13 protein-coding genes and 1 pseudogene are annotated in these 14956 nt (G+C 69.8%); 4 read left to right on the plus strand and 10 right to left on the minus strand.

Annotation, left to right across the window (positions count from 1 at the left end; genetic code table 11):
* Window positions 1-81: 81 nt before the first annotated feature.
* On the minus strand, window positions 82-258 hold the full coding sequence (locus ACWC94_RS37725; RefSeq protein WP_450801806.1) for a hypothetical protein: 177 nt from the start codon (window positions 256-258) through the stop codon (window positions 82-84).
* A gap of 1345 nt (window positions 259-1603) precedes the next feature.
* Here ACWC94_RS37725 and ACWC94_RS37730 point away from each other — a divergent pair.
* Together ACWC94_RS37730 and ACWC94_RS37735 are read left to right on the plus strand one after the other, a co-directional pair.
* The gene (locus ACWC94_RS37730) at window positions 1604-1882 is read left to right on the plus strand and encodes a zinc-binding dehydrogenase (protein ID WP_450801858.1); all 279 of its coding nucleotides are present in this window, start codon (window positions 1604-1606) and stop codon (window positions 1880-1882) included.
* Between the two features lie 221 nt (window positions 1883-2103).
* A pseudogene (locus ACWC94_RS37735) lies at window positions 2104-2820 on the plus strand (transposase); the annotation flags it as partial.
* A gap of 54 nt (window positions 2821-2874) precedes the next feature.
* Here ACWC94_RS37735 and ACWC94_RS37740 read toward each other — a convergent pair.
* The 8 genes from ACWC94_RS37740 to ACWC94_RS37775 form a co-directional block, all read right to left on the minus strand.
* Window positions 2875-3312, minus strand: coding sequence for a hypothetical protein (locus tag ACWC94_RS37740; protein WP_450801807.1), 438 nt, complete (start codon window positions 3310-3312; stop codon window positions 2875-2877).
* Between the two features lie 85 nt (window positions 3313-3397).
* Entirely contained in the window at window positions 3398-4372 is a 975-nt protein-coding gene (locus ACWC94_RS37745; RefSeq protein WP_450801808.1) for an alpha/beta hydrolase, read from the minus strand.
* A gap of 267 nt (window positions 4373-4639) precedes the next feature.
* A complete protein-coding gene (locus ACWC94_RS37750; protein WP_450801809.1) occupies window positions 4640-4906 on the minus strand; it encodes a hypothetical protein in 267 nt (88 codons plus the stop codon).
* 1350 nt (window positions 4907-6256) lie between these two features.
* Complete coding sequence (locus ACWC94_RS37755) at window positions 6257-6856, minus strand: ATP-binding protein (protein WP_450801810.1); 600 nt, start codon at window positions 6854-6856, stop codon at window positions 6257-6259.
* A gap of 28 nt (window positions 6857-6884) precedes the next feature.
* On the minus strand, window positions 6885-7529 hold the full coding sequence (locus ACWC94_RS37760) for a LutC/YkgG family protein (RefSeq protein WP_450801811.1): 645 nt from the start codon (window positions 7527-7529) through the stop codon (window positions 6885-6887).
* Window positions 7526-8971 (minus strand): LutB/LldF family L-lactate oxidation iron-sulfur protein, encoded by a 1446-nt coding sequence (locus ACWC94_RS37765; RefSeq protein WP_450801812.1) that lies wholly within the window; start codon window positions 8969-8971, stop codon window positions 7526-7528. The genes ACWC94_RS37760 and ACWC94_RS37765 overlap by 4 nt, the downstream gene beginning before the upstream one ends.
* Complete coding sequence (locus ACWC94_RS37770; protein ID WP_450801813.1) at window positions 8968-9783, minus strand: (Fe-S)-binding protein; 816 nt, start codon at window positions 9781-9783, stop codon at window positions 8968-8970. Before ACWC94_RS37770 ends, ACWC94_RS37765 begins: the two co-directional genes overlap by 4 nt.
* Before the next feature lie 32 nt (window positions 9784-9815).
* Window positions 9816-11549: an L-lactate permease gene (locus ACWC94_RS37775; RefSeq protein WP_450801814.1), complete on the minus strand. Its 1734-nt coding sequence runs from the start codon at window positions 11547-11549 to the stop codon at window positions 9816-9818.
* 180 nt (window positions 11550-11729) lie between these two features.
* Here ACWC94_RS37775 and ACWC94_RS37780 point away from each other — a divergent pair, with 180 nt between their 5' ends.
* Window positions 11730-12542, plus strand: a complete 813-nt coding sequence (locus tag ACWC94_RS37780) for a FadR/GntR family transcriptional regulator (protein ID WP_450801815.1) — start codon at window positions 11730-11732, stop codon at window positions 12540-12542.
* An 839-nt stretch (window positions 12543-13381) separates the two neighbouring features.
* Here ACWC94_RS37780 and ACWC94_RS37785 read toward each other — a convergent pair.
* The gene (locus ACWC94_RS37785; RefSeq protein ID WP_450801816.1) at window positions 13382-13987 is read right to left on the minus strand and encodes an O-methyltransferase; all 606 of its coding nucleotides are present in this window, start codon (window positions 13985-13987) and stop codon (window positions 13382-13384) included.
* 652 nt (window positions 13988-14639) lie between these two features.
* Between ACWC94_RS37785 and ACWC94_RS37790 the strand changes: the two genes are divergently transcribed.
* The gene (locus tag ACWC94_RS37790; RefSeq protein ID WP_450801859.1) at window positions 14640-14879 is read left to right on the plus strand and encodes an ACT domain-containing protein; all 240 of its coding nucleotides are present in this window, start codon (window positions 14640-14642) and stop codon (window positions 14877-14879) included.
* Window positions 14880-14956: the final 77 nt, after the last annotated feature.

Raw genomic sequence — 14956 nt, forward strand, 5'->3', positions numbered from 1 at the left:
CCTGGATGGTGGCCGAGATACCGTCGACTGAGCCGTGGGCAGCCCCGTCGTCCGCCCGCGCTTGCGTACGGTCATCCCGAGTCAGGCGGTCTTCGCTCCGCGCACGCCGCCGGTCTCGACGATGTCACACGACCTCTGCCGGTCCTCGTCGATGGAGATCACCGCACCGTCGACGTGGTCGGAGAGGACCAGGCGCAGGGTGGCTCCGAACTCTAGACGGCTCTTCTTGGTCGAGAACCCGTCTACCAGGGGCTTCACTCGTTCGTCAGCCCAACTGGCCACGTCCTGAGGCAGGTTGGACCAGGCTCCCCACGTTGTTCTCACTCGGTACCGATCCCGAGCTTAATTCGAAGGACGCCCACAACTCCTGCGCAACCTCCTGCCCCGGCCGATCCATAGCCGCTGAAGGAGCCCCGCGCCGATACCCGAGGACCAACTCCGCGCCCGCCACGTCCGGGAAGCAGCGGACGGCACTCTCGCCCGCTGGGCATCCAGCCCGGGTGCCAGCTGACCGTCGGCCCCTGACCGGAAGGCACAGCAGAAGCAGATGAACCATCGTGTGCAGCGCACCGGCAGGCTGACCACGGCCGAGGAGATCGGGCCCGATCCGGAACCGTTCGTATGACCCCTGATCTGCCTGCACTGCGACAGCCTCGTCGAACCGGTACGCGGCTACAAGAGCGTCCCGAGCCTCTTTCGCCTGGCCAAGGGGACCAACCACGAAGCCGGTTGCCTGCTCAGTGCCTGTTTTCGATTTCGGGGGCCGTAGCGGGGTCTGGTCTGCGGGGCTGGTGAGAACGCGGACATGACGGGGGTGCTGGTAACTGGTCTGTCAGGAGACGCAAACGGTGGGTGTGGGGGTCCGGGACTGCCGGCAGTGACCATGTGCGTTCTTCAGCGGACACCCGGTGAGGGCACGGCCTAGCTTGGTGTGCCGGCCCCCAGCAGGTGGCTGCGGGCGGGATAGGGCGGTCGGTGCCGTTCGAGTGGATGCCTGAGGCGGAGGCTGACCGGTGGGTGGTGGCGACCGCGTTCGCCACGGTGATGGCCACGGTGGCTGCCACCGCGGTCGGCTGGTGGGCCTGCCGTGAGCAGCCCGCCCCGGCCCCGCCGCCGGAGCATCCCACGGTGTCGCAGGAGGCCACTGCCTCCGGCCGGGCGGGGGTGAACGAGGTCGGCGCAAACCAGACCACTCCCGCCGCCGGTGCCAGCGGTAGGCCGGGGCGAGTGATGCAGAAGGCAGAGGCGTCCGACGATGCGTCGGTCACTCAGATCGGGGGGATCAGCACACGGGGCCGGGGGACGATGAACAGGAGTAGCGGCTCTGACCGCATCTCCCAAGAGGCCACCGCGTCCGACCGGGCAACGGTGAACCAGGCCGGGCGGGACCAGCACATCGACAACAGCACCAATGCGACGGTGCTGGGGGCGGGGGCCAGTCCAGTACCGGAGGCTTTGGCCGGGCTGCCGGTGGCAGTGGAGCTGGTCGGCGTCGGCGGCGTGCCGGTGATCTGCTGGATGCCCCCGGCCCCGCGGGGAGTTCGTCGACCTCGACAACGACACCCTGGAAGATATCGGCGGCGTCGACCTGGTTTTCGACGTCATCGGCGGAGACGTCCAGAAGCGATCCGCGCGCCTGATCCGGCCCGGAGGAACACTGGTGACCGTCGTTGGGCCGCCCGAGGCGCGGCCTGCCCACGGCCAGGCGATCGACTTCGTCGTCGAGTCCGATCGTGCCCAACTGGGTGAAATCGTCCAGCGGAGGCGAGACGGACGGCTGCGGACGGACATCGGCAACGTCGCGACCCTCGACGATGCCGTCGCCGCCTTCAACCCGACCGAGCGGGTCATGGGGAAGACGATCATCCGCGTTCGTCCGTAAGAACTCAGGGACGGCGACCGGGCCTCGTGGGTCAGCGTCAGCTGCGTAGCCCGGTCGGTCACGCCGTAACGGCGGCTCCCACATGCGTCGATCGCACAGTCAGCGGTGTACGTTCATTGATTGAGGCGCGGCGGTGTAGCCGCGCTCTCATGCCAGCTCGATCTGCGGGGTATGACGCCGAGCTTTGGCGGCGCCAATAGCTTGTGGACCGACGTGCCGTGCAGGCATTACGCGGCCTGCTCGCCCGCCGCCGTGTCACCTTCCAGCGCACCAAGACACGGAAGGAATCCCCCGACTCCGACCGTGAGGCGAAGCTGGACCGGATCGAGGAGGTCATTGACCGCTTCCCGGACCGGGTGTTCGCCTTCGACGAGTTCGGCCCGCTCGGGATCCGGCCCACCGCGGGCTCGGGCTGGGCCGAACTGAAGCATCCCGACCGGGTGCCCGCCAGTTACCACCGCACTCACGGGGTGCGCTGCTTCCACGGCTGCTACTCGCTCGGCGATGACCGCCTGTGGGGCATCAACCGCCGTAAGAAAGGGGCTACGAACACGCTGGCCGCGCTGAAGTCGATCCGCGCCGTCAGGCCCGACGGCGCACCGATCTACGTGATCACGGACAACCTGTCCGCCCACAAGGGCGCCGCCCTCCGCCGCTGGGCGAATCAGTACAAGGTCGGGCTGCGCTTCACCCCGACCTACGCCTCGTGGGCGAAACCGATCGAGACCCACTTTGGACCGCTGCGGCAGTTCACCATCGCCAACTCGAACCACCCCAACCACACCGTGCAGACCCGGGCCCTGCACGCCTACCTGCGCTGGCGCAATGCCAACACCCGCCACCGTGACGTCCTGGCCGCTGAACGACGTGAACGCGCCCGCATCCCCAGCGAGAAAGGCATCCGCCGGGGCGGACGCCCCCTCGCCGCTGTGGCCTGAACAACCTGGCGGACTTGTGCGGTCAGAGCCCTAGCTGACACCGTATCCGCCTTATCACCAACGGTGATCGCTGACGCCCTCGACCATGAGGGAGATGCCGATGCCCAGCAGCCAGACATCCTTGGCCAGCGCGGTTCCGGGCTCAGTGGGTCGCAGGCTGCCCTCCTTGCGCATGCCCGGCGCGCGCAGGTATAGCCCGAGCGTGCCGGCAGAGAACGCGGTCAGCGCGGCTCCGGCGACAGTGGCAGGGACCACCGGCAGGAGCAGCGCGGCGGCAACGGCGGTCTCCCCGGCCGAGAGCCACCTGACGAACGGCTGGGCATCGAGCTTGCCCAAGAAGGGGTAGGCGGTGGTGGCGAACTGCTGCAGTCCCTCAGCGGTGGCCTGGTCCGCGCCGCGTTTCGACAGCGCGGAGTTGAGGAAGAACGTGCCGACGGGGAGCCTGAGCGGCAACTGTCGCGCTGCGGCTCGCCAGGTGGAATCGGATGCCATGCCGAGCCTCCCAAAGTGGGCAGTTGGCCCCTGGAGAACGACCGTCGGCCTGTCCAGCACCGACCGAGTCACGGAACGTGACAGATCAAGGCGGAGCGGCACCACTTCTCAGCGCGTCGCGCAGCACTGAGACGGCCTGGGCAACGGCCGCACGGGTGGCATGGGTGTCGCTGAGAGGGTTGAGCATCATGAAGTCGTGGGTGATGCCGTCGTAACGGACGGTGGTGATGTCGACGCCCGCGGCGCGGAGCTTGGCCGCGTATGCCTCGCCCTCGTCGCGTAGGACGTCTGCCTCGTCGACGAGGAGGAAGGCTGGTGGGAGACCGGCGAGCTGATCGAGGGTGGCTTTCAGGGGAGAGGCGCTGATCTCGTTGCGCTGCGCGGGGTCGGGAATGTAGGCGTTCCAAAACCATTCCATGGCCTGGGCGGTGAGGAAGTAGCCGGTGGCGAGATCGGCGTAGGACTGGGTGTTCATTTCGGCGTCGGTGACCGGGTAGTACATGGACTGATGCACGAAGCGGACGTCGCCGCGCTCCTTGGCCATCAGGGCGAGAGCAGCCGTCATGTTTCCGCCGACCGAGTCGCCCGCCACCGCCATGCGGTCCGGATCGAGGCCATGGGCAGCGCCTTCTCGGACGATCCACTGAGCGGTGGCGTAGCCCTGCTCGATCGCCACCGGGTAGTGCGCCTCGGGAGAGCGGGTGTACTCGACGAACACGACCGCAGCCTGCGCCCCGTCCGCGAGCTCGCGCACCAGTCGATCATGGGTGTCGGCGTTGCCCAGAATCCAGCCACCGCCGTGCATATAGAGAACCACGGGGAGGGGTGGCGCGGCGCCGCGCGGCCGGACGATGCGGACACGTACATCGCCGACATCGGCAGGCACAGTGATCCACTCCGAGTCGACATCGAGTTTCTCGATCGGTTCGGCTTGAAGGTCGTCCAGCACCCTGCGGGCCTTCTCGGGCCCCAGTTCGTACAAGAACGGCGGCTGGGACGTGGCATCTGCGAACTGCTGGGCTGCGGGCTCCAGAACGATGGAGCGGGAGGGAGCGGTCATGACGAGTTCCGTGAGGTCGGGGGCTGAGAGATGCTGAGGACTCCTGCACGGCCTGACCGCGGAGCGTCAATGCGCCCCGCCACTGGGCAGGCAGTGCAGCATTGTCACAAGCAACAGCCTCGTCCCTCCGAGGCATGATCGCATCCGTGCAGTCGCACGTGGTGATCCCCATGACCTCGGCCGCGGCAGCACGGCCCATGGGAATCACGCAGCCCAGATGGACGGACTCCTGCTCACGGAGCGTCAGCCGCCCGGTGGAGACGTAGCTCAGAGCGCGAAGGATCTCCAGCTCCTTCTCGGCCGGTCCCAGCCGTCCGGCGCGTCGATCGTGAGCTGTGCGCGGATCCCGTGGGAGAGGAACGGCTCGAGCGGCTCCAGGAAGAGGGCGGCCGGCCTCGCCGAGTTGGCGAGGATCTTCCTCCGGTGGTTCCGGGCCTCCTTCATGGTCTTGCCGTAGAACAGCCGCCACCTGATGCCGAAGCGCGTGGCGTCGGGCGACATGCGCTCCGTGTCCCGGTCCGGGACGTTGAACACCGGTGCACCCTGGAGGTTTAGAGGGGGAGTTCGACGCTCTGACCTGCGTTTGGGCAGTGCTGGGGAGCAGCCCAGGTACAGCCCGCTGCAGGACGGTTTAGATCCAGGGAGACGCGCCGCGCCTGGTCGCTTCCCCAGTCCGTCCGTCAGTGGCGTAACGAGGTCCGTGGCGGTCTTGTACCGCTCGCGCCGACTCTGCCCGATGGCGATGAGACCGGCGGCCCGTTGTCAGACCCGGGTCCTACTCTCTGTGGCTGGATCGCCGCAAAGAGTGGTGCTCGGGTTGGAGGGAGAGGGCCGGCCCGTGCTGCTGACGGGCGATGCGGTCAACGCGGCAGACTTCATCGACCTCTCCCACGCGTGCGGCGCGCGGGTGCTGTACTTCGAAGCGACGTGTTCGCCGCGGAGGAGTTCGGCGTCTTGGACGACGACGGGCTCGAGCCCGAAGCCGGTGTCGAGGACCAGCTGAGCGCGAGGCTCAGGACGAGCTGACACGTCTGCGCCGGGCCGCGCGCACACGTGCCGGGGAGATCACGGCCGTGGGGATGTGCTTCGTGGTCGAGGGCCTGCCCCGCTACTGGACTGAGGAGGCTGCCTGGCGCACCGACCTGCAGGGCGCCTGGACGGAGTTCACTGAGTAGAGCCGCCTCTCCGCACAGGAGCGCGCCCAGGACGCCCGTCAGCGGGCCGCCGCCGAGGCTGAGCGGAGCGCGGTCGAGCTCGCTGACAATCTGGAGCAAACCAGCCACAGCGGCTGACCGGCTCCGCACTGCGTGCACGGCGTTGGCCACCACGATCTGCCGACGGGCAACCGTGCCCGCGCGGGTTGACCCATCACGATGTCGCTTCCTGGCGCAGTCCAGTACCGCCGGCTTCAGGACTGATCAGGGCTCGCTGACTCGAATCGAGGAGCGGGTGTCCAGGGCCTGGGAACCAGGGCAGGTCGTAGCGGGTGAGGATGATCAAGCAAGGGAGGCGGCTCTTGCGAGGACGTCCAGCTTGTCGCGTCATGCCAGATGCGTCCGTATCCATCAGCTCCGTCGGCCAGCCGCTGCGGAGGGCGGAAGCGGCACGGGCAGTCGGGACGAGCGAACGGACCCTCCAGCGAGCGGTGGGCAAGGTGCTCGGCGTCTTACCCCGGCGCGCGTGCGCGCGGCCCGGCGGAACTGAGCCGCAGCGAGGCTCGGCAGCTGACTGGGGAGCGGCCCGCGCAGTCACTCCTGGTCGGCCGGGTCCGGATGCGTCGGCGAGACGGTTCCGCCGCTTTTCGAACAACACCATCGGGAGGGGGCCACGGCTCCCGCCACTTCCCGGCCGGGTGCGGACACGGGAGCCGCCAGACAGCTCAGGTCAGCAAGCTGGTCGTGCCGTTGTTCGGCGGGACGACCCCGAGGAGGTCGTCGACCTTCTTGGCGCCGAGGGCCGCAGCTGGCGCGGTGTGGGGGCGTTGCGATCCACCCGGGCGGTCTCCGCAGGACGCGCGCCGGGCGAACCCTCGTGCAAGGTCGCCCAGGCGCATGTGCCGTACGGCGTACGGTGCACACCGCACTGCCGGCTCAGCGCCTCCACCAGCAGAAGCCCCCGGCCGCCCTCCGCGAGGTCGCCGTGCGGGGTGGAGGCGACGGGCCCGTGCCGCGTGCCACTGTCGAAGACCTCGATCCACACGTCCGTCGGGGAACGCGTGAGCCGGAGGCTCACATCGGCGGAGCCGCTGTGCCGGACCGTGTTGGTGACGAATTCGGAGACCACGACGCGCACCGCGTCGGCCACCTCCTCACCGATCCGCCACGCCGTCAGCTGTGCCCGGGCGAAGGCTCTGGCCTGCGGCACCGCCCGTTCTTCGGCCGGCAGTGCGCAGACCGCGAGGGCGCTGGGGTTCTGGGGGCGCGGCTCCGGGTCGTCGGACACCGCTCCCCCGGGGCGGCGCATGTCTCGGTCTGGGGCAGGCATGGTGACTCCTGTCATGAGAGACGTAAGGTCATACGACGATGAGGACATGGAGCGTGCGCGGTCCGTGCACGCCTTCCACCCGGTCGAGTTCGATGTCGCTGGTCGCGGAGGGCCCGGAGACGAACGTCAGAGGCCGGGCGGGCTCCAGGCGTGCCAGTGCCTCGGGGACACAGGCCACGACCTGTTCTGCCCGTAGCACGCACACATGGTGGTCGGGCACCAGGGTCAGAGCGCGTCGTCCCTGTCCCGGACCGCCGTCCAGGACGAGGGTGCCGGTTTCGGCGATCGCGACCGCGACGGTAGTGAGGACGCTGTCGACCCGGTCCAGTTCGCGGACGGGCAGCTGCGGATGGTCGTCGAGCACCCGGACCGGGTCGAGTTCCGCCTGCCAGGCAGGCGGGAAGCCCCGCGGCACCACGACGCAGGCGGCATCGCGGGCGGCCAGGGTCCGCGTGATGGCCGTGGGCACCGTCCCGTCGGCCACCAGCCGTACTGAGGCACCGTAGTCGGCAAGCCTCCTGGTGAGCAGTTCCACCGCCTCCGGAGAACCGGCAGCCGGCATACCGTCCGGCGAGTAGTTCCGGGTGACCGGCACGTCCTCGGGGCGCTCGTCTGCGGGGACGTCCGCGAGCGCCCGCCGGATGCGGCTGAGCACCTCTGTCCGCGCGTTCACCGATGTGTCCTCCTCCACCAGGCCCGGAAGCTCTCCCGGGCGGGCGCCGGTACGTCACGTGCCTCGGTCCATGCCGCGGGCGGGCCGGGCAGCCGGCTGATGCGGCCGTCGCGGGCGGCCAGCCGCCCGGCCGTGGCCGCCGCGCGCTGCGCCGCGGCCAGCCGGGACGGACTGGAGAGCACCGAGCGTGCCGCCGCCATGGCCAGCCGCTCGGGGCTCGGCACCCGGCGGGTGCGGGCCTCGTCGACCACCCTCGCCCGCAGATGGACCAGGACCTCCGGAATGTTGATCTTGACTGGGCAGACTTCGTAGCAGGCTCCGCACAGCGTCGAGGCGTACGGCAGGGAGCGGTCGGCCTTGGCTGCCGTGCCGCGCAGTTGCGGGGTGAGGATGGCGCCGATCGGGCCGGGGTAGACCGAGCCGTAGGCGTGTCCGCCGACGCGCTCGTAGACCGGGCAGACGTTCAGACAGGCTGAGCAGCGGATGCAGTTGAGGGCCTGGCGTCCGACGGGGTCGGCGAGCGTGTCGGTACGGCCGCCGTCCAGGAGCACCAGATGGAAGGTGCGCGGCCCGTCGTCGGCGGTGGTGCCGGTCCAGGTCGAGGTGTAGGGGTTCATCCGCTCACCGGTGGAGGAGCGGGGCAGCAGTTGGAGGAAGATCTCCAGGTCCTGCCAGGTGGGGACGACTTTCTCGATGCCGACGACGGAGATGAGGGTCTCGGGCAGGGTGAGGCACATCCGCCCGTTGCCCTCCGACTCCGCGACGACCGCGGTGCCGGTCTCCGCCACCAGGAAGTTCGCTCCGGAGATCCCGACCTTGGCCCGTAGGAACTTCTCTCGCAGATGCCGGCGGGCCGCCTCGGCCAAGTGCCGCGGATCGTCGCTCAGATCGGCCGGCGCCGGACTGCCGTGGTCGCCCATGCTGCGCAGGAAGATCTCCCTGATCTCCGCCCGGTTGCGGTGGATGGCCGGTACGAGGATGTGCGAGGGCTGGTCCTCGCCGAGCTGGACGACCAGTTCGGCCAGGTCGGTCTCGTACGCGGCGATGCCCGCGTCGGCCAGCACCTCGTTCAGGCCGATCTCCTGAGTGGCCATCGACTTGACCTTGACCACCTCGCGCTCGCCCGTGGCCCGGACGAGGTCGACGACGATCCGTGCCGCCTCCTGCCCGTCGCGCGCCCAGTGCACCTGGCCGCCCGCTGCGGTGACCCGCTCCTCGAACTGCCGCAGGTAGTGGTCCAGGTGGCGCAGCGTACGCTCCTTGACGGCCCGTCCGGCCTCGCGCAGCGCCTCCCAGTCGTCCACCTCGGCCACCGCCTCCGCACGCTTGTGACGGATGGTCGTGGTGGCGTGGGCGAGGTTGTGCCGCAGCCGGGTGTCGGCGAGGGCGGTGCGTGCCGCAGCCGGGAACGTGGGAACGCCCAGGAAGGTGGGGCCGCTCATTGGATACTCGTCCTTTCCGAGATGTCAGGCTGCTTCCTGGACCGCGGGAGACGCCGCGACAGCGACGGGGCGGCCGGTGTCCGGTCCTCCTCGGTGGCGGCGAGGATCTCGGCCAGGTGCAGGGTGCGCACTCCGGTGCGCAGCCGGGAAAGAACGCCGCCGATGTGCATCAGACAGGAGTTGTCGACCGCGCACAGCACCTCCGCTCCGGTGTCCAGCACATGCCGCGTCTTGTCCGCGCACATCGCTACCGAGGTGTCGGCGTTCTTCAGCGCGAAGGTGCCGCCGAAGCCGCAGCACTGGTCGGCGGCGGGCAGTTCGACCAGGTCGATGCCGCGTACGGCCCGCAGCAGGCTGAGCGGCTTGTCACCCACGCCGAGCATGCGCTGAGAGTGGCACGTCGGGTGGTAGGTGACCCGGTGCGGGAAGTAGGCGCCGACGTCGGTGACGCCCAGCACGTCGACGACGAATTCCGACAGCTCGTAGACGTTCGGCGTGGCCCGCACCGCCTCCGACAGCCGTGCGTCTCCCGCCACGTCGGCCACTCGCCCGTGGTACTCGCGCACCATGGCGGCGCAGGAGCCCGATGGGGTGACGACCGCGTCGTAGCCGGCGAAGGCCTCGGCGAAGCGGCGCACGAGCGGTACGCACTCCCGCTGGTAGCCGGTGTTGAAGTGCATCTGGCCGCAACAGGTCTGGGCGACGGGGAAGTCCACGACACAGCCCAAGCGCTCCAGCAGCCTCACGACCGCCCGGCCGGTCTCCGGGTAGAGCGTGTCGGTCAGGCACGTGACGAACAGTGCGATCCGCATGATTCCTCCGGTCGGTGAGGGCGCGTCGCCGCTCATGGGAGCATCCGGGCGAGCAGGGTCGACTGCAGCAGGACCAAGACGCAGAGAGCCAGCAGGAGCAGCAGGCTCCACTTGATCGCATGCCGGAACAGCACCGACTCCCGGCCGACGAGGCCGACCGCGGTGGCCGCGATCGTGAGGTTCTGCGGGCTGATCATCTTCCCGACGACGCCGCCCGAGGTGTTGGCCGCGACGAGCAGGGTCGGATCGAGCCCGGCCTGGTGCCCGGCGGCCTGCTGGAGGGTGGCGAACAGCGCGTTGGCCGAGGTGTCCGAGCCGGTGACCGCGGTGCCCAGCCAGCCCAGGATCGGCGAGAGGAAGGCGAAGGCCGAGCCCGCACCGGCGATCCAGGTGCCGATCGTGATGGTCTGGCCCGACAGGTTCATCACATAGGCGAGCGCCAGCACCGACGCGACGGTGAGCAGGGCCCAGCGGAGCCTGACCACGGTCGCGCCGAACTCCCGGGCCGCGGCGAGCGGGCTGATCCGGTAGACGGCCGCGACCAGCACACCGGACAGCAGCAGCAAAGTGCCCGGGGAGGACAGCCACGGGAAGGTGTAGACGGTGGCGGTGGACGGCTTCCCGGCGGCCGTCAGGACATGTCCGTCCAGACCCGGCCAGCCGATCTTGAGATCGGTGTCGGCGAGGAAGTCCCTGACGGGTGTCCACAGCTTCGCCAGGGAGAAGACCGCGATCACGATCAGGTAGGGCAGGAAGGCCATGACCAGCCGGGGTCCGTTGTCCGGCCTCTCGGCGGTCGCCGTGCCGCCGGATGTCCGGCGGGTGCCGGTGGCCGCGCCGCCGGGCTCCCCCGGCTCGCCCGACGACGGGCCGCCGGGCGAGCCGGCGCCGGGGCCACTGCCGCCCTCCGCCTCGCGCTCTCGCAGCAGGTCTGCCCTGGCCTGCTCCCCGCCGCTGGGCTGCCAGACGCGGAGGAAGAGCACGACCGCCACCAGGGCCGCAAGTGAGGCGATGATGTCCGTGAGCTCCACCGAGATGAAGTTGGAGCTGACGAACTGGGCGAGCGCGAACACCGCACCGCAGACCAGTGCCACCGGCCAGGTCTGGCGAATTCCGCGGCGACCGTCGACGAGCACGACGAGTAGCAGCGGTACGAAGAGGGCGATCAGTGGTGTCTGGCGGCCCACGTAGGCGCCGATGTCCGTGTAGGGGATCTTGGTGAGATTGCCCGCCGTGATGATCGGAATGGCGATGGCACCGAAGGCGACAGGTGCCGTGTTGGCGACCAGCACGGTGACCGCCGCGCGTACGGGCGCGAAGCCCAGAGCCATGAGCATGACGCCGGTGATCGCGACGGGGGCGCCGAAACCGGCCAGGGCCTCCAGCAGGGCGCCGAAGCAGAACGCGATGATGACGGCCTGGATCCGTGGGTCATCGCTGATCAGGCCGAAGGCGCGGCGGAGGTCCTCGAAGCGGCCGGTCACGACGGTGAGCTGGTAGAGCCAGAGCGCGGTGACCACGATCCACATGATCGGGAAGAGGCCGAAGGAAGCCCCTTCACTCGCCGACAGCAGGGCGAGCTTGGCGGGCATGCCGTAGCACGCCAGGGCGACGGCGATCGCCACGGCGAGAGCGGCGAGCCCGGCCCAGTGGGCCTTCAGCCGCAGTCCGCCGAGGAGCGCGAACAAGATGAGCAGGGGCAGGCAGGCGACGAGAGCGGAGAGCGCCAGGCTGTCCGCCAGGGGGGAGAGATCTGGCTGGTACATGCAACCCTCACATCAGGTCTTGGTCAGACCATGGTTTGGCTTCTCCACGTTTACACCCCCGTGCGGCCGCTTCCAAGAGGGCTGAAGCGAGAAAATTGCTTTGGTCTGACCAAGGAGTGGGCCCCTCAAGATATGATCAGAAGGGAGGCGAGGCGTCATTCCGGGATGAAAGGGCTTTCCATGGCGGAGTCGAGCGCGGCCTGGGAGCCGGTTCCGCGTTCCCGTACCTTCGAGCTCGTGCTGGCCCGGATCGAGGAGCAGATTCTGGCGGGCAACCTGCGCGTGGGTGACCGGCTGCCGCCGGAGCGCGAGCTGGTCGAGCTGCTGGGGGTGAGCCGGGCCGCCGTCCGGGAAGCCCTGCGGGTCCTGGAGGCCCAGGGGGTACTGCGCTCCCGCGTGGGCACCGGTCCGGGATCGGGCAGCGTGATCACCGCCATGCCCAGCAACGGTCTCACCCAGTTGCTGCGGCTGCACCTGGCGCTGGCGAACTTCCCCCTCCAGGACGTGGTCGAGGCACGGGCCACGCTGGAACGCGCGAGCGCCCGCCTCGCCGCAGGCCACGCGAGTGACGAGGAACTGACCCGGATCCGGGAACCGCTCATCCACATGGATGACAAGGCCCTGGCCCGCGAGCAGTTCAACGACTACGACACCGCGTTCCATGTCGCCATCGCCGAGGCCGGAGGCAACCGGCTGATGGCGGACATGACCGTCGCCGTGCGCAACGCCGTACGGGGCACGCTGCTCACCGCGTTCCACAAGATCGGCGACTGGGAGCCGATCGCAGCCCGGCTGCGGGCGGACCATCACGCGATCTACGAGGCCATCGCGGCGGGCGACGTGGAGCGCGCCGGCGATCTGGTGGAACGGCACGTCCGCGGCTTCCACAACGACGTGGTCCGCAAAGCCCTGGACATGCCGGAGGCCGGAGTCCCGGAAACGACCGGGGGCGGGACGACCGGGACGGAGCCGGCCCAGCCCTCCATGCCGTGACTCCGCCGGTGATGTTGCGGGGGTGTGCCGTGGTGGTGGCCGCGGCCTGAAACCGGCCTGATCGGCGGCGTGTTGCCGGCTCGCCGTCGATCCGGGCAGGGTACGGGCCGCTGCGGCGAGTTTGTGCCGAACCGGGCTGTCCCCGGACAGCGGTAGCAGGAGCGGCGCCGCAGTCCACCGCCCGCTCCCAGACGCCGAGTTCGCGCCGGACACGCTTTGGTGAAACAGGCGGCATCCGCCGTGGCAAGCGCTCCCGGCGGCGCCCTCCTCGCAGGCGGATCGAAACGTGTCGGGGACGGCATTCCTACGCGACCGGTGCTCCGCGAGGGCAGGACATACCGGCTCGTCCTGACGTGCACGGGGAAGGGCAGTGCACGCCTGGCCACCGCCCCCACGGCGTCGGGCTCCGACGCGACGGTTCCCTGCGAACAGTCCCTGGTCCAGCAGCGCATCAAGGCCGATGGGCCAGTCCGGATTGATGTTGCCGGCACCAAGAGCTCCACAGGTGTCCTCGCCTGGCAGATCAACGCCCTCTAGAAAACGTCTCAAGAGAGCCACTTCGGCGGCCTGCTGCTCGACATCACGGGCTGGCGGCTGGACGAAGTCGACGACGGCGCTGCCCTGCCCACCGAGCTCGGACAGTTCCCTGGCGGGCACAATACGGGGGCCCGCTCGGCGAACTCCTGGTAGGAGCGAACGCGTTCACCGATGGCGGCAGCAGCCCGCGAAGTCCGGCTCGTGCTTCCCCCCTGATCAGCGGACCGGTGCCGCGGCGGTGCTAGGAGCGGGAACCACGATGGTCAGCAACTCCGCGGCGCGCTGCGGGGCGAGGTGACACTTCACAGGTCGGTGCGCCGGACGGCGACCACCGCGCTCAGGTCGGCCGCCAGCGGCAGGTCCACGGTGCGCAGGGCCGGATGCTCCAGCCAGTGCAACCGGGCGGTGTCGGTGCGCCCGGCGTACGAGGGCGGCCACGTCCGAGAGGGCGTGAAGTCGTCGACGACGAGCACGCCGCTGGGCTCCAGCAGCCGTTCGGGGTCGGCCGCGCCGCTCCCCTTGGCCTGACCGCCGCCGTCGAGGACGACCAGATCGTAGGGCGCATGGGCGTAGATCTCGGTCCAGTCCGCGCACAGCACACGCACCTGCGGCACATCGGCGAAGACGCCGGCCGCCACCTTCGCCCGCGCGGGATCTAGCTCCACGCTGAGGAGTTCCACGCCGGGTCCCGCCCCGTCGGCCAGCCAGGCGAGGCCCACCCCGCATCCCGTGCCGGTCTCGGCGATGCGTCGGCGGGCTCCGCCGGCCAGCAACTGCAGCAGACGGCCCTGCTCGGGTCGGCAGGAGTGGCCGAAGCCGTGCCCACACGCGGCCGAGACAGCGCGCTCGACGAGCGGAGGCAGCGTTCCGGCACGGGTGCGGTGGGCCGCGGTTCCGTCGATCGACATATCCCTCAGTATGGGCCGACCCGGAACCGCAGGGGCCGGATCCCCCTGATTACACGGCGACGTCATCCGCAGCCGACCTGGACGTGTCTGAGAACTGGCGGCACCAGCCCACGCGCACGCTCTCGTTCTGCTCTTCGCCCTGGCCATCGGCCTCCTGCTCCTGGCCGTCGGGTATGTCGGAGCGGACGGTGTGGAGGTGGCTTGCGCAGGCCGGAGCCGAGCACCGGATGGCGGCCGGGCCGGGGGCGAGACGGGTGAACTCGACTCCGATATCCCGATACCGGGCCCTGACTTCGCCGAACGGATCACAGGGCTCTTCGAAGCGGCCGCGAACAGGCGGGACATCTCCGACACCCTCCCTGCCTGCTCCGCCGCCCGGGAACATGCCCCTGGATCCGGACCAGGCCACCCACACCGTGTTCGTCGCGCGTCAACACATCCAAGAGCCTGCACAGCGGTGAATACTCCAGCCGGCAGGGCACCGTTCCGACAGGACGGCACCACCCCGCACTCAGCCCGGGATCCGGTGCCGTCAGCGGCCCGTAGCGTCGCTCGTACCTCACCCGCCCGCAGGCGCACCCGTCCGCGCGGGTGGTGACGGCGTCGCCACCATCGTTCTGCAGCGCCAGCGGGTAGTCGAAGCCCCGCTCCGCTGTTCCGGGTGTGGGTGGTGTGCGGGGCGGGATCAGGCCCCGGCATTGTGGGCGTCATCGGCCGGATCCTTGGTGACGCCGGGATCAACATCGTCGGCATGCAGGTGGCCCGTGCCACCAAGGGCGGCGACGCCCTGGTCGCGCTGACCGTGGACGATTCCAGTCCACAGCCGGTGGTGGCCGAGATCGCCGAGGAGATCGGCGTCACCTCGGCCTGCGCGGTCAATCTGGTGGACTGACCGCCCGGTTCGCCTTATCCGTCGTGGTCCCCCCGCACACAGATGGCGCGGGGCGGGGGGGGGTGGGGTGGGGGTTG

Source organism: Streptomyces sp. NPDC001135, assembly GCF_053598395.1.